We start from the raw sequence: 21,065 nt of genomic DNA, 5'->3' as shown, positions 1-21,065 counted from the left end.
TTAATCTACTTGAATTCTGACTGTAAGATCCTGAATTTTATCCCCTAGCCATTTCTCAAATAGCTCATTTTTTAGTGATTGTTGTAATTGAGGATCTTCTAAAGATGCTGGGAGAATTTGTTCTAATCTAAATAAGGCAAAATGTCCTTCTATGTCTATGGGATTGATCAATTTTCCTGGGGTGGTTGCGTCTACAGCCGCACGTAATACATCTGGTATAGTTCCCCGACTAATTGGTCCCATCATGCCATTGAATACTCGTTCATCTGCTAATGAATACTCTTTTGCTAGTTGTTCAAAACTACTTCCTTCTTCAATTTGAGTTTGTAGTTCTTCGGCTAATTCCCGACTATCAACTAGAATCCGTGAAAGGATGACTCTATCTAAGTAAATCTTCCTTTCAATAAAGTATTCTGGTAATTTTGATTCTGTGACTAATGCTTTGAGTTTCTCTAATTGAAAGCTAAAGGTAATAGATGTATGAAAAGTTGTATAATCTGTACTATTACTTATTAGCCATTCTTGAAATTTTTGGGGATCAGTTAGTTGATTTTTTAAGCGAAAATCAATAATTGTCTGTTCAATTAATGCCGAACTAATTTCAATATCTGTTCTGGTATTAATTTCTTGTACAATTACGTGCTGACGCAAGACATCACCAATAAAATTCCCCAGTTTACCCGATATTTGTAGATATTTAACTACTTCAGCCAGGGCAATTCCTTGGTCATTTACAGTCAAAAAAGATGAAGATTTCATGAAGTAATTCCGAGCATAAAACTAAAACATCTATAAGACTTTCCATTAAATAATAGAGAAAACAGTAGGGAATGATATCTAGGAATAATAAAGATTCGATAAATTAAATATGTAATTAATATTTGGTGATCAAATATTCTAATTTTTTGATTAATAGTGAACTCAATGATTTTAGATGATTACTATTTTTTATCTGTAAGCAATATGACCAAAATCAAAATGATTTTGCTGTCACTCAATCCAACATCAGACATTAGAGGGTGTTTGAAAAGTTATGGTTGATGTATTAAATATTTTTTACCCCACCCTAACCCTCCCCTTGTAAAGGGGAGGGAACTGGATTTTTATTGTTTCCCCCCTTTACAAGGGGAAAGGGGGGTAGCAATGTGATGAAAATTACGGAATACCACTTTTCAAACATCCTCTTAGAGGTTTAAAGAAAGTGGTAAACTATCTCTATCTGAGTATATTTTATTCAACTTACAACCAATTTCCACATAAAGTTCTATTATCGTTTTTATACTTTCAATCTTGTTTGGTAATTGTGATAAAAATATCTTATATTCCTCAATACCTTGTCCAAATCGAAAAAAGTCTTGATTTGTAGGTTGGGTTGACGTAAGGAAACCCAACAAATGCGTTGGGTTGCGCTGTCGCTTAACCCAACCTACAAAAGATGGACAAGGTATTGATTCCTGTAACCTTTTAGCTAACCTGCAACTTACTTAATTTAAGTTAATTTCATGACCAACCCCCGTCAAGTGGCTTTTATTGCTCTCAAAGAAGTTCATAAAGGAGCTTATGCTGATGTTGCTTTAGATAGAGTGCTACAAAAGTTTAAGTTACCCGACAATAATCGGCGGTTAATGACAGAATTAGTTTATGGGAGTGTGAGAAGACAACGCACCCTTGATGCTATCATTGAGCAACTTGCTACTAAGAAAATTCAGCAACAGCCAAAAGACCTCCGCACCATTTTACATTTGGGTTTTTACCAACTGCGTTATCAAGAAAGAATTCCCGCTTCTGCGGCTGTAAATACTACTGTTGAATTAGCAAAGGAAAATGGTTTTCCTGGTTTAACTGGTTTTGTCAATGGTTTATTACGTCAATATCTCCGACTTGCAGAAAAATCCTCAGAACCGCTAAATTTACCGGAAAATCCGGTCGAAAGATTAGGTATTTTCCACAGTTTCCCTAATTGGATTATTGAAGTTTGGTTAAAAGAATTGGGTTTTGAAGAAACAGAAAAACTCGCTAATTGGATGAATCAAACCCCGACAATTGATTTACGGGTAAATATTCTTCGCAGTTCTTTAGAAGAGGTACAATCAGCTTTTGAATCTGCTGGTGTTTTAGTCAAACCCATTCCCCATTTACCCCAAGCTTTACGATTAATTGGTCATAACGGAGCAATTCAAAATCTACCTGGTTTTAATGAAGGTTGGTGGACTGTCCAAGATAGTAGCGCTCAATTAGTTGGTCATTTGCTTGACCCTCTGCCGGGGAATGTAGTGATTGATGTTTGTGCGGCACCAGGGGGAAAAACTACCCATATTGCCGAATTAATGGGAGATAAAGGCAAAATTTGGGCTTGTGATCAAACTGCTTCCCGGTTACGCAAATTAAAAGAAAATGCCCACCGTCTAAATTTACAATCTATCGAAATTTGTGCAGGAGATAGTCGCAACTTACCGCAATTCTACGATTCTGCTGACTGTGTATTAGTTGATGCTCCTTGCTCCGGTTTGGGAACTATGCACCGTCACGCTGATGCGCGTTGGCGACAAACACCAGATTCTGTGCAAAAACTTTCCCAACTCCAAAAAGAACTCTTATCACATAATGCAGGTTTTGTCAAGGCTGGTGGTGTTTTAGTTTACGCAACTTGTACGCTGCATCCAGCGGAGAATGAACAGATAATTACGGAGTTTTTAGCCGCAAATCCCCATTGGCAAATTGAACCTCACTCTTTTGATTTATTTAATGATACTGCTCCTGGTTGGTTAAAAGTCTGGCCTCATCAACAGGATATGGATGGTTTTTTCATGGTGCGCTTAAGAAAAACTCAGGATTGTCAAGTACAGAATTAGGGAGGCAGGAGGCAGGAGGCAGGGGAGAATATTTCTTGCCTATTGCCTATTGCCTATTACCTACTCTTTTTCAACCTTGGGGATAATGTTGGGACGATCTTTATTTTCCCAACCGGGGGGACGTTTGGAGTTGTACCAAGCAATTGAACCGATGGTGACAGCAGCGATAAAACCCACCACATACACCAAAGTAAACGCTAAGGGAAAGTGATTTCCAGTGTCTAGCACTGGGACTTGGAGCAATAAATAACTCATGATTATATTCGGCTAATGTAGGTTACAGTTCTTCATAAAGTATAAACTCAGCGAATCCCCTACATCTACCCTAGGAAAAATCTTTACTGTATTTAAAGACATAACAGCAATTATTATGGTGAAGAATTGGGCTTGAGTCTTTCCCTCCAGGAAGGTTGTGATGATGAAGATCCTTCAGAATTATTCTCTACAGGGGAAGATGACTTTACCTGACCTGATTCTTTGCTGCTCCTGCGTCGTGAACGAGATGATTTAGGAGTAGAGTCGCTATTAGATTCTTCCCTGCGATTGCTTCGTCTTCTGCTAGAGGAAGCCAGTGGATCATTATTTTGTTGACTATAGCGTCGTTTCCGTCTTGGTCTACGTTCTGATGAATTTGCCGAATCTTCCGACTGATTATTGGTTCTTCTGCGTCTGCGTCTGGTTGATGAATAAGAATTGTCGGTATTGTCCTCATCTGATTTTTGATCATAATCATCAACCGATTTATGGAGAATTTTTTTCGGTTTGAGAGGTTGGGCTTTGATAGTACCTTTGCGATTTTCTAAATTAGGTCGGGGTGGAAATTTTTCTACCGGCATTCCCTCTACGGCTTTTTCCATAAACTCATGCCAAGCATAAGCTGCACTACCACTATTACCATAGGTAGGGGTGTTATCATCATTCCCTAACCACACCCCAGCCACTAACTGAGGAATATAACCAATAAACCATAAATCACGGGATTCATCGGTAGTGCCTGTTTTGCCGGCAACTTGTCTATCATCTAATTGAGCCGCAGCACCAGTGCCATCGGTGACAACATTTCTTAACATCCAAGTCATGATGGCGCTAGTATCAGGATCTAAAACTTGCTTAGATTCATATTTGGCTGACCAAATGACATCTCCTTCGCGGTTGAGAATGCGCCGAATGCCATGAGCTTCTATATAATTGCCTTGATTGCTAAATGTACCATAGGCGTTGGTCAATTCTAATAAGTTGACTTCATTAGAACCAAGAGCCAAGGAATAGTTAGGTTTGAGTTCTGACTTAATGCCCATGTCATGGGCAAGTTTAATGGTGGGTTCAAAACCTATTTCTATTAAGACTTTTACCGCAATTGTATTGATAGATTTGGTGAGAGCGTCTCTGATATTTAACCAACCAGAGAATTTGTTATGGGAATTTTTTGGCTCATAACCATCTATTGATAAAGGTTCATCTAAATAACTATCGTAGGGACTTTTACCAGTAGCGATCGCTGTAGCATAGACGAAACCCTTAAAAGTCGATCCTGGTTGTCGTTGGGCTTGAGTTACACGATTAAACTGGTTTTTGCTAAAGTCTTTACCACCTACCATGGCCTGAATTTCCCCACTCCGAGGATCTATGGCAACCATGGCCGCTTGTTTAAAGTTTTGCCACTGACCTTCATTTTTTAATATTTTAGCAACTGCGGCTTCTGCTGCTTGTTGGGAAATGGGGTTTAAGGTTGTTTCTACTACTAAACCACCACTAGCTAAGACATCAGCGCCCAGGTACTTGGGCAATTCTTTCTGAACATAGCTAGTAAAGTAGGGAAAATTAACTTGTAACCGTTTGGGTAAACTGCTGTTAACTATTAATGCTTCTTGTATAGCTGCTTGTTTTTGTTCCGGTGTAATTATGCCATCTTCTAGCATCCGCTGTAACACCAAATTTCGTCGTTCTGTAGCTATTTTGGGGTTTTTATCGGGGCCATAGACGTTAGGTGCGGGAGCTAAACCAGCCAGGGTGGCCATTTCTGATAAAGTCAGTTGATCTACGGATTTACTAAAGTATACCCAAGCCGCATCTCCGACACCGTAAGCTCCAGAGCCTAAATAAACGAGATTTAAATAACGTTCGAGAATCTGATCTTTAGTCAATTGTCGCTCTATTTTTTGGGATAACCGGACTTCTTTGAGTTTACGCCAAAAGGTTTTTTCTGGTTTAAGGAAGAGAATTCGCGCTACTTGTTGGGTGATGGTACTACCACCTTCTCCTATATTTTGCGATCGCAAATTATTGATAACTGCTCTGGCAATTCCTTGGGGATCAAATCCATTGTGTTGATTAAATCTTCTGTCTTCTGAAGCAATAAAAGCTTTTTTTAAAGTATCTGGTATTTGCTCTATTTTCAGCACTTCTCTGGTAGCTTCTCCCTGCTGTTGTAGAACACTACCATCACCAGCTTTAATTGTCAGAGTTTGCTCTCGTACCAATGCTCTGAGTGCAGACTGATCTGGTAAATTTTTATCTATTTCTAAGATTGTGTAATGGAAAGCAATGATCCCACTACCAACACCTAACCCAGCCCAAAACCAAAAACGACGATAAAAGGGTTTATCGCTGCTGGCAATTTTGCCCAAGATTCCCGATGATAGAGTTGTCATCTGGGTGATTAACTGCTTTGCCTTCACCTGCATTTTCGGTAGTAAGTTTTCATTTGTGGACTCGTCATTTTGTTGATGATTACCTAATGGCAATGGCAGTTTCTCCTGTTTAGTTTGAGCGCAACATTTCTGCGTTAATATAATAACCCATATAATACCTCATAAATCATTAACTTAATTCAGTGGTAATATATGTTTTCTACAAAGCTATATTATTGATATTAATATCATTTATGACAATTAAATCATGCAATTTTTGCATAAGAGAACTCCGAAAATCACAGAATCATCATGAATTTTCCTCCCTGTGTCTCCCTGCTCCCTTCAGTTCAACAATTAACTAGGAGTCCGATAGAATGCTAAACAATGCGGCTAGAACTGCGATCGCTCTCGGTAGTAACATTGGCAATTCCCAAGGCATTTTAGCAGGAGCTTTAGAAGCTTTAGCTCAAACATCCGGCATAACTATAGAAGCCAAATCGAGTTGGTATCGAACTAAAGCCATAGGACCAACTCAGCCTGATTACTTAAATGGTTGCGCGATCTTACTTGTGCAAATGTCACCACAGACTTTATTAGAACAACTACTAACAATTGAACAAAAGTTTGGGCGTGAGCGTCAGGAGCATTGGGGGCCACGCACCCTAGATTTAGATTTGTTATTATATGATGACTTAATTTTACATCAGCCAAACCTGCAAATTCCCCATCCCCGCATGACTGAACGAGCTTTTGTTTTAGTTCCTTTAGTCGAAATTGCTCCAGATTGGATAGATCCTATATCTCAAAGAGTAATTCGAGATTTACTGCTAGAGATAGACACGAATGATATACATTTATTGTAGCGGGTGAAAAAATTACCATTTTTGCCACCCAAAAAGAACTGATAACCACAAAAAACCCCCGTATACGTTCTCTGTATTCACAGACGGTAGAATTTTACTATGCCATTAGGTAGAGAATTACCACAGTTGCTGAAGCAACACTTATTTTATAAAGGACGCAAATTTAACTTTGAAGTTAATCGTTTGCGTTTACCCAACAAATCTGAAGGGGAATGGGAATGTATTCGTCATCCCGGCGGTGCTTTGGCTATACCCATAACCGCAGAAGGTAAGCTTGTACTTGTGCGTCAATATCGGTTTGCAGTCCAGGGAAGACTGTTAGAATTTCCAGCGGGAACTGTAGAACCCAATGAAGATCCTTTAGAAACAGTTAAACGGGAAATTGAAGAAGAAACTGGTTATCATGCTCGTCAGTGGGATAAGTTAGGAGAGTTTTTTCTTGCTCCTGGTTATTCCGATGAAATTATCTATGCTTTTATTGCTAGAGATTTAGAAAAGCTGGAAACACCACCAGAACAGGATGAAGATGAAGACATAGAAACAGTATTATTAACTCCTGAAGAATTGGAAAAAGCCATTTTGGCAGGAGAATCTGTAGATGCTAAATCTATTGCTAGTTTTTTCCTGTTGCGTTCATTTTTAAAGTAGGGAACAGGGAACAGGGAGAAGGGAGAAGAGGCTATAATTATCGAGAATAACTACCAGCGTAATCGCGGATACGATAATCTGTGGCTTGAGCTAAAACTTTTTTAGTTGATGCAAATTCTCGTAATTGTCCAACATGATTTTGATTGTATTGAAATAAAGCTGTAAAATCTGCGAGACGAGAGACTTGCTGGATGTTTTGAGAGATAAATATAATTGTCAGTTCAGAACGCAAACACTCAATTAGTTCTTCAATTTTTGTGGTGGTAATGGGATCAAGTCCACAACAAAGCTCATCCATCAGAATAACTTGAGGTTTAACGGCTAAAGCGCGAGCAATGCACAACCTTTGTTGTTGTCCACAAGAGAGTTCCAAAGCTGGTTTATAGAGCTTATTTTTGACTTCTTCCCAAATATCCGCAGATTTAAGAGCTAACTCGACAATTTCATCTAATTCTGATTTTGGTCGCCAGCCAATTAATTTTACACCGTAAGCAACGTTATCATAACTGCTCATGGGAAAAAGATTGGGTTTGGAGTAAATTGTACTAATTTGACGACGGAGACGATTGAGATTAATCCGTCGTTCATAAATATTTTGCCCAAAAAATTCGATTTTTCCTTGGGTTTGGACTTCTCCCTCTAAGTCACTCATGCGGTTGAGAGACTTCAAAAAAGTAGATTTCCCGCAACCACTAGGTCCCATAATGGCAATAATTTTATTTTGGGGAATATCCATTGACAGATTTTCCAGAATTTTTTGCTTATTGTAGTAAAAACTAAAGTTTTTGACACTTATGGCGGGAATTATTTTACTCATATTCAAGAAGAAGGATTTAAGAGGAAGAAAGAAAAAAGCCGACAATTTGGCATCAGAATACTTGTAAAACTTGATATTTGCTTATAACCTAAATTATGCCCTCTATTGATCTACAATGCTGCGTTTAATTAATGTGAGAAAGGTAAATTAACCATGAGACAGCGGTTTATTTTCATCATTACTACTATCATTGTCTGGCATTTGTGTATTTCTAACACATTAGCCAAAGAAAAAAAAATTGAAGATTTGGATAAGTTTCCTCCTAGTCCCTTAGAAATAACTATAACTGACCCAATATTGCCAAATTTACCACATAAACGGGAATTAACATTAACAGAATTGGAAAAATTAAAGACGGATTTAGATGGATTAAATCAAGAGGCACAGGTGACACTACAAGGAGAAGATAAAAAGAAAGCCTTTGAGATTTGGAATCGTGAACTACGATTGAGACGCTTTTTAGGCACATTGTCTGAGGTGGAAGCGTTATCAAGAGTGGGAGAAATCGCTTGGAATCAAAATGAACGGGAACAGGTGCGATATATTAGTCAGCGATTACAAGTAATTCAAAGCGAGATAGGAAAACAAAAAAGTACCGATTTACAATTATGGCAATCCCTGGGGAAAGCTTATCAAAAAATCCGGTTTCCTAAATTGGGAATATTGGCTTATGAACAAATTTTGATCTTAGTAAAACAACAACAAGATTCATCTGGAGAAATGGAGACTTTAAAAAATATTGGAGAATTACATTTAAGTTGGTTTGATTATCCCCAAGCTGCTAATACTTACCAAAAACTGTTAAATTTAGCAATTAATCAGGGTGATAAAACTAATGAATTAGGATATTTACAACAGTTAGCTTATATCTATTCCCAAGGAAAACAACCACAAGCAGCAATAGATATATTAAATAAATTAGTCCAAGTTTATACTCGTGAACAAAATTTGAGTCAAATTCCAGCTTTGAAATTAGCGATAGCTGCAAATTATGAATCTCTAGCTCAAAAAGATCCCAATTTAAAACAACAGGCTTTTGATAATTATCAAGCAGCTTATACTGGTGCATGGCAATTAGAACAATACGCTAAAGCTGGAGAAGCATTAGAGAAATTAATTACTTTTTATCGTTCACAAAAACAAATAGATGCAGCTTTACAAACTAGCCAAATTCTCATAGAAACACAAACATTAGCTAACAATTCTTATGGTTTAATGTCAGCTTATGACCAAATTGGTGACTTATATTTAGAACGCCGAGAATCTACACAAGCATTAACAGCATTTCAGAAAGGATTAGAAATAGCTCAACAACTTAAATATCAAGAATTATACTTTACTCAAAAAATTGAAAAGTTAAAACCTGAGATAAAAATGTAGAGAATATCAAGATAAATAAAAAAGTCCGCGTTAGCGGACTCTGGACATTGGATAAGGTTAAGTTGTCACCAAGAGAGCCTACAAGATGTTAGACTTATTTATATTTTTACTAATTAATTTGAGAAAATCAAGTGGTTTGATTTAAGAATTAGGACATAATTTCGATATTTATGTCTGAAAAAAAAGCAGTTTATTGATGATTATTTTTACAGATGGATATCTCCCATTGCTTAAAAAGGTGAGGAATCTGAGAAATTGCGGACATAACTAAGATTGTTTTGTCTAAGAGGATGCTTGAAAAGTCTTTGGTCATGTATCCAAAATCTTGAGATCCCCCTAAATCCCCCTTAAAAACGGGAGTTAGGGGGGATATTGATACAACTGAGCGATAATTCTCCTCCATCTCCTGTGGCTCTGTTGCTTAGAGGATGTTTGAAAAGTTTTTAATGTATAAATAAACCCCTCTCCAAACCTCTCCCCGACGCGGGGAGAGGCTTTGAAACCCCCATTCCCTTGTAGGGAAGGGGGGAAGGGGGGTTAGGTTTCTGGAGATTATCGGTTTCATCTAATACTTTTCAAACAACCTCTTAACCTAAGCTACAATTTTTTCACCAATCACTAATGCTATTTTCATCCCAAACTTGCAATTTCAATTCTTGTAAATAGGTTAACCCATTGTGAATTTGTCCATTTGTTCCTTGTAAATCTAAATCAAACCAACCATCACCTACAGCATCCTGTCCGAGAATTGCGGCTTTGATATTCACAGTTAAGCCATATTCAGAAACTAGGCGAGAAATTACAGGTTCTTGATGATGATCTTGCGGAATTCTGACGCGAATTCGCTTGTTTATCAGGGTATTTTCACTACTCATAACCACCTCTAAGATGTAATTTAATAGTTGTCTGGAAATTACCTATTAGCCATTATTCAACTTCTTTAATTTCGGTTTTTCGTTCTATGATTTCCTTCAGAATCAAGGTGATAACTGCCAGAAATGCTAACAATACAGCAGCAGAAAAAGCAGCTTCTGTTTCATATTGTTTGTAAGCATCTTCCACAAATAATGGTAAAGTCTGGGTTGTATTGGCAATGTTACCAGATACCACAGAAACTGCACCAAATTCACCCATGGCTCTGGCATTTGTCAAGATTAAACCGTAGAGTAACCCCCAACGAATACTCGGTAAAGTTACCCGCCAAAAAGTTTGCCAATCGTTTGCACCTAATGTTCTGGCAGCTTCTTCCTGATCTTTGCCAAATTCTTCTAAGACAGGAATTACTTCTCTGGCCACAAAAGGCATACTCACAAAAGCGGTAGCCATAAGCATCCCTGGAAAAGCAAAGACAATTTTAATATCATGGGCTTGTAGCCAAGGACCAAACCAGCCCTGTCTCCCGTACAATAAGACTATCATTAACCCGGCGACGACTGGGGAGATGGAAAAGGGCAAATCAATGATACTAAGAACTATAGCGCGTCCAGGGAATTTATGTCGAGCGATCGCCCAAGCCGCGCATAATCCAAATACTGCATTTACAGGGATAGAAATCGCAGCTAGTAATAAAGTTAACCAAGCTGCGTGGAGAAATTCCGGTTTTGTCAGGTTAGATAAAAATGGTCCAGTTCCCTTTTTGAAAGCTTCAAAAAAAACATTAATAGCTGGAATATATTGAACCAGAAATAGGTAAGCGATCGCAATCCCAATTAAAACTGCCGGTACCCAACTCTGTTTTTTTGGTCTTTTAACTTTATCTATTGTCATATCTTCTTGCCCAAGCTTGTAAGAAATTAATTGCTAATAACATTACCAAAGAAATTCCTAATAAAACCACACCAATTACAGTTGCACCAGCATAGTCATATTGTTCCAACCGCTGGAAAATTAACACAGGTGCAATCAAATCTTTATAGGGTGTATTAGAAGAAATAATTACTGTTGAACCATACTCCCCCACAGCGCGGGAAAAACCCAAAGCTACACCAGTTAAAATTGTCGGAAATAAAGGCGGTAAAATCACTTTCCAAAAAGTTTGCCATTCAGAAGCACCTAAACTCCAAGCAGCTTCTTCAATTTCCGATTCCATTTCTTGCAGAACAGGTTGCACAGTTCTCACTATAAAGGGTAAAGATATAAATATCATTGCCACTCCTACCCCCAAGCGAGTAAAAGATACCTTAATCCCCATTGGTGCTAACAATGAACCCAACCAACCATTCTCACTGTAAACTGTTGCCAGTGTTAAACCTGCGACAGATGTTGGCAAAGCAAAGGGTAAATCTACAGTGGCATCAATAATCCGTTTTAAAGGAAAATCGTAACGCACTAATACCCAAGCAATCAAAGTTCCAAACACACCATTCAGCAAAGCTGCAAATAATGAAGTAACAAAGGTAACATTATAAGTTGCTAATGCTAACTCGCTGGTGGCAATTTCCCAAAACTTCGCAGGAGCTACCGTACCAGCTTTGAGAAACATGGCCACAATGGGAATAAATAACATCACAGTTAGATATCCCAAAGTAATCCGCCAAGTCCAAGGAAGATGAATCAAATTATCTACAAATACCTTCCAAATGGGAGGTTTAATATTAGTTTGTACAGCCGCAGATTCAGTCATAATTTTGTTAGTTGTCAGTTGTTAGTTGTTAGTAGGGGCGAAGCATTTGGAAGATAAATTATCGGTCATTGCCAAAAATAGTTCTCCAAATGCTTCGCCCGTACAGTTGTTAGTTGTCAATTACCAATCACCAATTACCAATTACCAATTACTGTTTATTTTTAGCTTGAATTTGGTCAAAAATTGCCCCATCATTAAAGAACTTTTTCTGAACAGCATCCCAACCACCTAATTCTTGAACTGTACCTAAAGTTTTTATTTGGGGATATTTGTCAGCAAATTCTTTACTCTTAGCTACTGTTTCATCTACAGGACGAAATCCTACTTTAGCAAATTCCCGTTGTGCTTCGGGGGTAAACAAATATTTAACAAAAGCTTCTGCTACTTCACGATTACCATGTTTATCAACATTTTTATCCACAACAGCAATAGGATTATCAATGGAGATATTTATATCAGGAAGAATGTAATTTGTTTTTTCACCCTTGTCTTTTGCCAAAACAATTTCATTTTCATAGTTAATCAAAGCATCACCTTGACCTTGTTTAAAAAATGCGTCTGTAGCTTCACGAGCATCTTTGGTTAATACAGGGACATTTTTATAAACTTTGGTCACAAAATCAATAGCTTTAATTTCATCTCCACCAGTTTTAATGACTGAATTCCAAAGGGCGAGAAAATTCCACCGCGCTACCCCAGAAGTTTTGGGATCTGCGGTAATTAGTTTAACATTATCTTTGGCTAAATCAGCCCAATTCTTAATCCCTTTGGGGTTGCCTTCACGAGTTACTAAAGCTGCAACAGACTTAGAAACAATACCATTATTAGGAAATTCTTTCTCCCACCCAGGTTGAATTAATCCCGCTTTTTCAATTTTTTGCGTATCTAAAGCCAGGGCTAGATGAACAATATCTGCTTCTAAACCATCAACCACCGCACGAGTTTGCGAACCAGAACCACCATAGCTTTGTTTAAATACTACAGTTTGGTTATGTTCCTTTTGCCATTTTTCCACAAATTTGGGAATAATAGCGGCGTGAGCAGCTTTGGTGACAGCAAAGGATACAAGGGTTAATTCTACATTCTGTTTTTTACCCGTATCAGTAGTTGCACTAGGTAAATTACCAGTGTTTGTCCCAGAGCAAGCAGCAAGAGATACACTCAATACTGTCCCTACTAAGAAAAGTGATACAAAGCCTTTGAGCGAATTTGGACTAAACCTCAGTTGTAGTCGTTTTCGTAATTGTTGCCACAAATTCATCTTTTGTCCTTCTGTGAGACTACGGTTAATTAATGAAAATACCATTATTGCAGGTATCCGGTTATCAAAACTAGTAAAAACTGCATATTGACGATAGGGAATATGGTGATTTTACCAGTTTCAAGAAAAATTACAATGCCTTTCAATGACAAGTATCAATTTTTAATTATCTTTATGGAGCTACGACGGGAAATTACTTAACTAAGTCTCAGCTTTTAATACTTTACTTAAATAAATATTTGAAAATAAATATAGAGTTTAATCTGTTAAAAGATTTGCCATATAAACTTTATAGGCATTAAAAGCTGAAAAAATATATTCGCAATATTTAATACATACAATACCCGATGGGAAAATAGTTGTTTTTAAGTGCAAAAACTATTGATTTTATTTATGACATCTGGTACGCTCTTTCTCTAGAGGTTAAATACGTTATCTTTACAGAGTTACCGTAGATTAGATTCAAACCAATTTTAGGACATCCCATGACAGATAATTCTGCCAACACCGCAAAATTTGTTCCCATAACAAAGCCGTTTTTTCCGGCTTTATTCTTAGCAACAGGTTTAAATATAAGCACTATTTTGCCTGTATTTGCAGGTACAGCCCAAAAGACGCAACTAATGAGTCAAAGTGGTAAAAAAGTTGAACTTACCTTAGTTACTTACGCAGTCACCAAAGCGGCTTACTCAAAAATTATTCCCGATTTTGTGGCAAAATGGAAAAGAGTAGTTATCCTGGAAACTCGCGCTGGTAATCCCAAAAATATCAAAAATTGGACTGATTTAACAAAGCCTGATGTTAAAATTATTACTGCAAATCCCAAGACATCTGGTGGGGCTAAATGGAATTTTCTCGCTTTATGGGGTTCAGTAGTTAAGAATGGCGGAAATGATACCCAGGCGTTGAAGTTTATAACAGATGTGTTTAAAAATGTAGTTGTATTACCCAAGGATGCACGAGAAGCAAGTGATGCTTTTTACAAAAAAGGTCAGGGTGATGTATTAATAAACTATGAAAACGAAGTCATTTTAGCTGCACAGCAAGGCAAAACAGATACTTCTTACATAGTTCCTCCAGTAAATATCTCTATAGATGCACCCGTTGCAGTTGTGGATAAAAATGTTGATAAGCATGGAAATCGTGAGGTTTCTGAAGCTTTTGTCAAGTTCCTTTTCACTCCAGAAGCACAACGTGAATTTGCTAAAGTTGGTTTTCGTCCAGTTGACTCAACTGTATCTAAAGAAGTAAAAAATAAATTCCCCTATATTGCCCGACTCTACACTGTAGCTGATCTTGGCGGTTGGAGTGGTGTCCAGAAGAAATTCTTTGCAGATGGTGCGATTTTTGATAAAATTCAACGGGGAAGACGCTAAGTATAGCAATTCTTGATTGATTGTAATATATTCTTGGGTCACGGTGTAGACAAAGTTTTTGTAGCGATGCAGGATTTTTGAAACCGTGATTTACAGCACTTTCCGGTGTTATGAGGTACATATCCAGCGGGCAAGATGCCCGCACTACAAGAGTTTCATAATTCAAGTTTGTACCTCATGAGAGCGAAATCTGCTGTAAGAACAATTACGACGGACTTCTGTTTTTTCCCAAGTGCCAATTATTATATTAACTAGTAGTGATGGAGCTTTTGATCGAGTTCGGGCTAAGAGGATGTTTTAAAAGTTTTTAATGTGTAAACAGACCCCTCTCCAAACCTCTCCCCTGGTAGGGGAGAGGCTTTAAAAACCCCCTTCCCTTGTAGGGAAGGGGGGTTAGGTTTTTGGAGATTATGGGTTTCATATAATACTTTTCAAACAACCTCTAAGGTATTTGGGGTAACTGATTTTATTAATAAACCTATCAAAAAGGAGCAGATATTTACAATATTAAATAAGCATTTACTAACAAGTTCTAGAAATGAATATCTCCAGAATTTTGCTTTGTCTTATTAATAAAATAGTTGTCAAGAATTAGGCAAATTTTAGGGGTAAACCATCCTGAAATATGAGTAATTCTCCGGGTTGTATTTGTGTCCAAACTTCGTTATCAGTTAGGGGTGTAGTCACAATCACAGCCACGCGATCTTTAGATGTAGTCAATTCACTAAAATCTACAGTCATCTCTTCATCAATTAAATGAGCCGCAGCAAAAGGCGCTTGTCTAATAATGTAGCAAAGTTTAGTTGAGCAATAGGTGAAAAAATGCTCACCATCTGATAATATGTAGTTAAAAGATCCAAAGGCTGCTATTTCTTTGGTAATTTCATGTAATGTCTGATAAAGTTCCTTTAGCGGTGGTTGTTCTTGAGGAAAATGCGATCGCAAAGTATTGAGAATTAAGCAAAATGCTTTTTCGCTGTCGGTAGCGCCCACAGGTTGAAAAGTCCCATGATTTTCTGGGTTAAAATCTGGTAAATTACCATTATGAGCAAATACCCAATATCTTCCCCAAAGTTCCCGACGGAAAGGATGACAGTTTTCTAAGGCTATTTTACCTTGAGTGGCTTTGCGGATATGGGCGATAACATGAGTAGAATGAATGGGATACTGACGGATAAAATCGGCAATTGGTGATGCTATAGAAGCTTCAGCGTCTAAAAAAATCCGACATCCTTTACCTTCAAAAAAAGCAATTCCCCAACCGTCGCTATGTTCATCTGTTTTTCCTCCTCTGGCAGAAAAACCTTCAAAGGAAAAGCAAATGTCTGTGGGTACGTTGCAATTCATTCCTAACAGTTGGCACATTAGTTTTGTAGTTGTAAAGATCAACTCCAGAGTAACTGATTATTTTTGATGGAACAGGTACAATTTGGACATTTAATTATCAAATATTAATAAAAACCTGTTTGGAGAAACTCATCGTGGTAATTTTTAATTTGTAGTCCGCATTCAGCTATGAGTAGCCAGGTATCAGGTGGCGATACAAAATTGCTGATACAATCCTTGAGTTGTCGATACTGATAATCTCATAGAGATATTAAGTAGGGTTTAAATTTATTTAGGAAGTATTACATATTCTTTTTCACCAAGCAAGACGTTTTTAGGTGATTTTCATCAATTTTTCATGGAGGATTTAGAAATTTATGGGAGTTTCTTGGTCATGGAAGCAAAAAATAGCAAATAATAGAATAATGAACAAACGCCATTTTTTGCAAATCAGTACAGTTTTAATCGGTACAGCCTTTTTTTCCCGTTATATCAATTGGAGTTCAGAATCTATGGCACTTTCTAATCCAGAGTTTGCAGTGACAAAAACAGAGGAAGAATGGAAGAGTATCCTCACACCAGAACAGTTTCGGGTATTGCGGAAACATGGTACAGAACCCTCCCATACCAGTTCTCTCGATAAGCAATATGAACCTGGTACTTATGTCTGCGCTGGGTGTGGACAAGCTTTGTTTACTGCTGATACTAAGTTTAATAGTGGTACTGGCTGGCCAAGCTTTTTTAAACCCATAGAGGGGGCGATCGCTACTACTACAGATAGAACATTTTTCATGACCCGAACTGAAGTCCATTGTAGTAATTGTGGTGGACATTTAGGCCATGTTTTTAATGATGGACCCAAACCAACTGGTCTCCGTTACTGTATGAACGGTGTATCTTTGCAGTTTACACCTGCGTAGATCACTAATACGGTTCACTTTTTAAACTCTCTCAAGGGGTGCAAACCCCTTGTTTTATTCTGTCAAAAGCAGGAAATTGGAATATAGCAGGTAGAGTTTACATAAAATTGTCGAAAACAAGGATAAGGATTAGATAATGCAAGTTCTCAAAAGATCCATCAAACCAGAAAGTTATATATCGTTTCTCCACATTTACCAAACTACTTGGGGGACTGCTGGTGATATTTGTTTAGTTCGGGAATCTGTAGCTGAATCTAGTGCATCTAAGTTTGTGGGTCGCAGAATTAAATTAGCTCTCCCTAAAGGTATGGAACGTGATTACTTAGTGAATATTCCCATCATTAAAATTGCAGGTTACGTAGGTGAAGGGCATCCTAAAGATCCACACTCTGAATGGGAAGCCTATGATGGTATAGATCCAGAAATAGCGATCGCAGTTTTAAAAATTTGGGACTTCAAGTTAATTGAGTTATAGAAGATTTTACTTAAGGTACATCTTCATAGAATAGGCGAAAAACTCCTATTTACAAAAACCATGAGCAACAGCACAAAAAATTGAGAGTGCGTCAAGAATTATCTTCCTAACGCACCCTATAAATTGAAATTTTTTTGGTAGACTTAGTACACAACAGCGGAAGTTAACTAACTATTAAAAATAACTAAAAAGCTGGTAATATCCGCCTTTTTAATTTTTAATTATTAATTTTTAATTCCGCTCTGCAGTACTAGCGTTTACCACGGTAAGGAACAGCATTGAGGTAATCAATGTCAAAAGAAGATAACTTTTGAGCATAGTTACCTTTACCAGATACAGAAGCAGCCATATCTGCAAATTTAGCAGGATCGCCTTCTTTTAAACGCTTTGCTTTTGCCTTAGCAGTGTAGAAGTTTTCCAAGGTAAAGCGCCAGTCGGTTTTGACTGTACCGGCTGTTTCTTGGAAGTCGGCACCGTAACGAGGAGTTACCAAGTTAAAAGGACGATCTACAAACCGCTTGCGTTGGTAAGGTACGGTATTATCACCAAAGTTTTGGGTGTATTCTGCGCTGTCTAATAAAACATCAACAAAGCCGCCAAAGCCCTTGTTACAAATAACAATTGACCAAGCAATTTCTTCTTTTTTATTGTAAGCACAACGACCCAATAAGCGTTTGAGGGTGATGTCTACTAAACGGTAGTTGTTGTTAACAGAGACAACTAAACGATAGAAAGCTTCAGATTTAGCTAAACCCCGGATAAAGTCACGAACTGACAAAGAACCGTTTTTAAGTTGGGATTCTAAAGTAACTTGACGGTTAAACTTGAGAATTTCATGTTCGCTAAAAACTTGGCGATAAGCAGCCCAAATGATGTTTGTCATGTCAGTGTAAGAACTAACATCTTCAATCCGATAGATATAAGGTGTATCTTCATTTTGGTCAGCAACGCCAAAGCTGGCCACCCGGTGATTTTGACTACTTGGATTGTATTGAAGTAATGGCAATGCCATATTAATTTTCTCCTTTTATGATCAAATTAAACAAAGAAAGATTTCGTTTTAGACATACCCCGCCCAGAACTGAAGTATGGCTTACGCCACGCTTCGCTATCAGGGCTAATAACTAAAGTCGGTTTTAACGGACTATAAACTCTTTTTCAGTCGTCTAAACACGACCTTTGCTATTAGACATGGCTACGCCACGCAAGCTATCAGAATTCATTCTGAGGCGGGGTTACTTACTTATTTTCCCCTCAAAAGGTTAGTAGATATCACTAATTCCTAACCAATTGAGAATCAACAAGAAAGTAATGCCTGCGGTTATTACCAGTAATACAGCAGACAATGCCCCCAAATCAACATTTTGCCCAGAGCCTGGGTAGAAACCTCCACGCCATTGACGAATATACGGCCATTTTTGGACAATACCTGCCCGGTCACGATAATCAGCACCATAGCGGGGAGTAAAACTGATTGGGCGGTCTGTGGTCATCCGTTTGCGTTGATAGGGTACGGTATATTCGCCAAAGGCTTGTTCATACTCACTACTATCAATCAAAACATCCACAAATTTTCCCCAACCTAAAGTAGCAATTTGAATTGACCAGGCAATTTTTTCTTGCTCATTGTAGGGAGAACGACCTAAGATCCTTTTCAGGAACATTTCTACCAACCGATAGTTGTTATTTGGTGTCACAACTAGCTGATAAAATCGCTCTGATTTCACCAAACCACGAATGAAGTCTTTAACCGTAATTGACCGATTTTTGAGTTGAGTTTCTAAGGTAATTTGGCGGTTAAATTTGAGAATCTCCTGTTCGTTGAAAACTTGGCGATAAGCAGCCCAAATTAGTTGTTCAATTTCGCCGGCAGAGTTAGCATTTTCAATCCGGTAGATATAAGGATTGTCCTCGTTAATATCTGCCGTACCAAAGCTGCTAACTCTTTGGTTTTGAGTTGTAGGTTTGTATTCAAGTAAAGGAATTGCCATTTTAAAGAACCTGCCTTTTGGTAAATTTGGCATTTCAAAATGCTCTAATACTTAGCAAACTAACTAAAATTAAAATCCTTAAAAAAATACAAACTTTATCACTTTTGTAACCGAGATTACCCAGCTAATTAAAAAACTATCTAGCGCAGGGGAAAACTAACACTAGGACTGATAGAAACAGGGATACCTTTTGATGTCGTTTCCTTGGTAGTGTTAGGAATTTGGATATTGGCAGTGCTAACTGGTGTGTAAGTCACTGTTTTAATTTTAATGGAATTTGCCATATCCAAAAAGTTTTTAATGTCACCCCATTTATAACGAGCTTCTTCAAGTTGGTCGCGCCAGTAATCGCTGTATCGTGGTGTTACCAAATTAAAGGGTCTATCCTTATAACGTCGTCTTTGGTAGGGAACGATATTTTCCCCAAAGTTGCTTTGATATTCTTCAGAATCGAGCAAAGCGTCAACAAAACCACCCCAACCTTTGGTAGCAATCACAATTGACCAAGCGATTTCTTCTTTGTTGTTGTAAGGTGCGCGACCTAATAACCGTTTCAGCCCAATTTCTACTAATCTGTAATTAGAATTACTCTGAATTACCAAACTTTGGAAAGCTTCAGATTTAGCTAAACCCCGGATAAAATCGCGGACGGTAATTGCTTTGTTTTTTACTTGGGATTCTAAATGAACTTGGCGATAAAATTTGAGAATGACGTGTTCGCTAAAAAGTTGCCGATAAGCAGCCCAAATTAATTCTTCTACTTCTCCACCAAAGGCGTAGTCTTCGATGCGGTAAATTGTGGGTGTATCTTCGTTAGGAACTTCATAACCAGAAACGCGCTGGTTTTGGGAACTGGGTTTGTATTCTAGTAAAGGTATTGTCATGTTTGTCAGTTGTTGGTTGTTAGTAGGGGCGAAGCATTTGGAAGATAAATTATCGGTCATTGCCAAAAATAGTTCTCCAAATGCTTCGCCCGTACAGTTGTCAGTTGTTGGTTATTTTTACCAATTACCAATTACCAATTACCAATCACCAATCACCAATCACCAATAACTAATTTTTGGCGTTAGCAGGAATATAACGATAAGGTAAAGAAACTGCTACAGGTTTAATTGTGGGTTGTTCTTGATGATCTCTGCTTGTATCAGGGATTTCGCTGCTACTAACAAAAGATTGGGCAGTGGCCAAACTCCGTTGGTAGTTGCATTCGTTGGTAATAATAGACCCAGCCATAATGAAGAAGTTGGCAGGAATGGCTCGACGGATATCTGCTGTAGTTAGTTGTCCTGATGTGCGGATGCTATAGTAGGAACGGCCAGCCATTTCGCGAATGTTTTGGGTATCGCGCCAGTCAGAACCATAACGGGGGTTAGCCAGGTTAAAGGGGCGTGAACCAAAACGACGACGTTGGTAGGGGACAACATCATCACCAAAGTTATCTAAATACTCGTCTGATTCTAATAAAGCATCTATAAAACCGTGTAAACCTTTGGTCGCAATGACAATTGACCAAGCGATTTCTTCGGCTTTGTTGTAAGCAGCCCGGCCTAAGAACCGTTTTAAGGTGATGTCAACTAAGCGATAGTTGGAGTTGGTATCTGCTACTTGGGTGCGGTAAACCTCTGATTTACCTAAACCCCGGATAAAATCACGCAGGGTAATTGCCCGATTTCGCAGTTGTGATTCTAAAGCGGTTTGCTTATAGCTGGCTAAAATCAGGTGTTCGCTGAAAATTTGGCGGTATGCAGCCCAGATGATGCTATCAATATCTTGATCTGAGGTAGCCCGATCTAAGCGATAAATAGTTGGGGTGTCTTCATTGGGAACTTCATAACCTTCTACTCGCTGGTTTTGCGATTTGGGCGCGTATTCTAGTAGTGGTATTGACATCTTTACTTTT

The 21,065-nt window shown here is 38.1% G+C and carries 22 protein-coding genes; 9 read left to right on the top strand and 13 right to left on the bottom strand.

Going from position 1 to position 21,065, the window contains the following annotated elements:
* Positions 1-759 (bottom strand): peptidylprolyl isomerase, encoded by a 759-nt coding sequence (locus BMF77_RS03635; protein WP_148760727.1) that lies wholly within the window; start codon positions 757-759, stop codon positions 1-3.
* A 743-nt stretch (positions 760-1,502) separates the two neighbouring features.
* Between BMF77_RS03635 and BMF77_RS03630 the strand changes: the two genes are divergently transcribed.
* A complete protein-coding gene (locus tag BMF77_RS03630) occupies positions 1,503-2,852 on the top strand; it encodes a 16S rRNA (cytosine(967)-C(5))-methyltransferase (RefSeq protein ID WP_148760725.1) in 1,350 nt (449 codons plus the stop codon).
* A 60-nt stretch (positions 2,853-2,912) separates the two neighbouring features.
* Here the strand turns inward: BMF77_RS03630 and psb35 are convergent, their stop codons facing one another.
* Together psb35 and BMF77_RS03620 are read right to left on the bottom strand one after the other, a co-directional pair.
* Positions 2,913-3,107 carry a photosystem II assembly protein Psb35 gene (gene psb35, locus BMF77_RS03625; protein WP_015079039.1) on the bottom strand — a complete coding sequence of 65 codons (195 nt, stop codon included), beginning with the start codon at positions 3,105-3,107 and terminating at the stop codon, positions 2,913-2,915.
* A 113-nt stretch (positions 3,108-3,220) separates the two neighbouring features.
* Positions 3,221-5,596, bottom strand: coding sequence for a transglycosylase domain-containing protein (locus tag BMF77_RS03620; protein WP_371735286.1), 2,376 nt, complete (start codon positions 5,594-5,596; stop codon positions 3,221-3,223).
* A 263-nt stretch (positions 5,597-5,859) separates the two neighbouring features.
* Between BMF77_RS03620 and folK the strand changes: the two genes are divergently transcribed.
* Both folK and BMF77_RS03610 read left to right on the top strand, forming a co-directional pair.
* Positions 5,860-6,348 carry a 2-amino-4-hydroxy-6-hydroxymethyldihydropteridine diphosphokinase gene (gene folK / locus BMF77_RS03615; protein WP_148760721.1) on the top strand — a complete coding sequence of 163 codons (489 nt, stop codon included), beginning with the start codon at positions 5,860-5,862 and terminating at the stop codon, positions 6,346-6,348.
* Between the two features lie 99 nt (positions 6,349-6,447).
* Positions 6,448-6,996: an NUDIX hydrolase gene (locus tag BMF77_RS03610; RefSeq protein ID WP_148760719.1), complete on the top strand. Its 549-nt coding sequence runs from the start codon at positions 6,448-6,450 to the stop codon at positions 6,994-6,996.
* 37 nt (positions 6,997-7,033) lie between these two features.
* Here the strand turns inward: BMF77_RS03610 and BMF77_RS03605 are convergent, their stop codons facing one another.
* Positions 7,034-7,813: a phosphate ABC transporter ATP-binding protein gene (locus BMF77_RS03605; protein WP_148760717.1), complete on the bottom strand. Its 780-nt coding sequence runs from the start codon at positions 7,811-7,813 to the stop codon at positions 7,034-7,036.
* A gap of 153 nt (positions 7,814-7,966) precedes the next feature.
* On the opposite strand from BMF77_RS03605, the gene BMF77_RS03600 reads away from it, so the two are divergent.
* The gene (locus BMF77_RS03600; protein WP_148760715.1) at positions 7,967-9,193 is read left to right on the top strand and encodes a lipopolysaccharide assembly protein LapB; all 1,227 of its coding nucleotides are present in this window, start codon (positions 7,967-7,969) and stop codon (positions 9,191-9,193) included.
* Positions 9,194-9,801: 608 nt separating this feature from the next.
* On the opposite strand, the gene BMF77_RS03595 is transcribed toward BMF77_RS03600, so the two are convergent.
* The 3 genes from BMF77_RS03595 to cysT are packed head-to-tail and all read right to left on the bottom strand — an operon-like array spanning position 9,802 to position 11,816.
* Complete coding sequence (locus BMF77_RS03595) at positions 9,802-10,068, bottom strand: NIL domain-containing protein (RefSeq protein ID WP_148760713.1); 267 nt, start codon at positions 10,066-10,068, stop codon at positions 9,802-9,804.
* Between the two features lie 52 nt (positions 10,069-10,120).
* Positions 10,121-10,960: a sulfate ABC transporter permease subunit CysW gene (cysW, locus tag BMF77_RS03590; protein WP_148760711.1), complete on the bottom strand. Its 840-nt coding sequence runs from the start codon at positions 10,958-10,960 to the stop codon at positions 10,121-10,123.
* Positions 10,947-11,816 (bottom strand): sulfate ABC transporter permease subunit CysT, encoded by an 870-nt coding sequence (gene cysT / locus BMF77_RS03585; protein ID WP_148760708.1) that lies wholly within the window; start codon positions 11,814-11,816, stop codon positions 10,947-10,949. The genes cysW and cysT overlap by 14 nt, the downstream gene beginning before the upstream one ends.
* A gap of 25 nt (positions 11,817-11,841) precedes the next feature.
* Between cysT and BMF77_RS03580 the strand changes: the two genes are divergently transcribed.
* Entirely contained in the window at positions 11,842-12,048 is a 207-nt protein-coding gene (locus BMF77_RS03580) for a hypothetical protein (RefSeq protein ID WP_148760706.1), read from the top strand.
* On the opposite strand, the gene BMF77_RS03575 is transcribed toward BMF77_RS03580, so the two are convergent.
* On the bottom strand, positions 11,965-13,077 hold the full coding sequence (locus BMF77_RS03575) for a sulfate ABC transporter substrate-binding protein (protein ID WP_148766778.1): 1,113 nt from the start codon (positions 13,075-13,077) through the stop codon (positions 11,965-11,967). The genes BMF77_RS03580 and BMF77_RS03575 overlap by 84 nt on opposite strands.
* A gap of 485 nt (positions 13,078-13,562) precedes the next feature.
* Here BMF77_RS03575 and BMF77_RS03570 point away from each other — a divergent pair, with 485 nt between their 5' ends.
* Positions 13,563-14,453: a sulfate ABC transporter substrate-binding protein gene (locus BMF77_RS03570; RefSeq protein ID WP_210422292.1), complete on the top strand. Its 891-nt coding sequence runs from the start codon at positions 13,563-13,565 to the stop codon at positions 14,451-14,453.
* A 591-nt stretch (positions 14,454-15,044) separates the two neighbouring features.
* On the opposite strand, the gene BMF77_RS03565 is transcribed toward BMF77_RS03570, so the two are convergent.
* A complete protein-coding gene (locus tag BMF77_RS03565) occupies positions 15,045-15,818 on the bottom strand; it encodes a class II glutamine amidotransferase (protein ID WP_148760704.1) in 774 nt (257 codons plus the stop codon).
* 386 nt (positions 15,819-16,204) lie between these two features.
* Here BMF77_RS03565 and msrB point away from each other — a divergent pair, with 386 nt between their 5' ends.
* Positions 16,205-16,699 (top strand): peptide-methionine (R)-S-oxide reductase MsrB, encoded by a 495-nt coding sequence (gene msrB, locus BMF77_RS03560; RefSeq protein WP_148760702.1) that lies wholly within the window; start codon positions 16,205-16,207, stop codon positions 16,697-16,699.
* Between the two features lie 136 nt (positions 16,700-16,835).
* Complete coding sequence (locus BMF77_RS03555) at positions 16,836-17,174, top strand: hypothetical protein (RefSeq protein ID WP_148760700.1); 339 nt, start codon at positions 16,836-16,838, stop codon at positions 17,172-17,174.
* Positions 17,175-17,424: 250 nt separating this feature from the next.
* Here BMF77_RS03555 and BMF77_RS03550 read toward each other — a convergent pair whose 3' ends face one another.
* The 3 genes from BMF77_RS03550 to BMF77_RS03540 all read right to left on the bottom strand — a co-directional run bounded on the left by BMF77_RS03550 (position 17,425) and on the right by BMF77_RS03540 (position 20,049).
* Entirely contained in the window at positions 17,425-18,186 is a 762-nt protein-coding gene (locus BMF77_RS03550) for a phycobilisome rod-core linker polypeptide (RefSeq protein ID WP_015079024.1), read from the bottom strand.
* A 250-nt stretch (positions 18,187-18,436) separates the two neighbouring features.
* Positions 18,437-19,165 carry a phycobilisome rod-core linker polypeptide gene (locus tag BMF77_RS03545; protein ID WP_148766774.1) on the bottom strand — a complete coding sequence of 243 codons (729 nt, stop codon included), beginning with the start codon at positions 19,163-19,165 and terminating at the stop codon, positions 18,437-18,439.
* 140 nt (positions 19,166-19,305) lie between these two features.
* Positions 19,306-20,049 carry a phycobilisome rod-core linker polypeptide gene (locus BMF77_RS03540; protein WP_148760698.1) on the bottom strand — a complete coding sequence of 248 codons (744 nt, stop codon included), beginning with the start codon at positions 20,047-20,049 and terminating at the stop codon, positions 19,306-19,308.
* A 16-nt stretch (positions 20,050-20,065) separates the two neighbouring features.
* On the opposite strand from BMF77_RS03540, the gene BMF77_RS26470 reads away from it, so the two are divergent.
* A complete protein-coding gene (locus tag BMF77_RS26470; RefSeq protein WP_210422379.1) occupies positions 20,066-20,218 on the top strand; it encodes a hypothetical protein in 153 nt (50 codons plus the stop codon).
* Here BMF77_RS26470 and BMF77_RS03535 read toward each other — a convergent pair whose 3' ends face one another.
* Entirely contained in the window at positions 20,219-21,055 is an 837-nt protein-coding gene (locus BMF77_RS03535) for a phycobilisome rod-core linker polypeptide (protein WP_015079021.1), read from the bottom strand. It lies immediately after the preceding gene.
* Positions 21,056-21,065 lie beyond the last annotated feature (10 nt).

This window comes from Dolichospermum sp. UHCC 0315A (assembly GCF_008121535.1).
Lineage (GTDB): Bacteria > Cyanobacteriota > Cyanobacteriia > Cyanobacteriales > Nostocaceae > Dolichospermum > Dolichospermum lemmermannii.
This window is presented reverse-complemented; position numbering and strand designations above follow the sequence as displayed.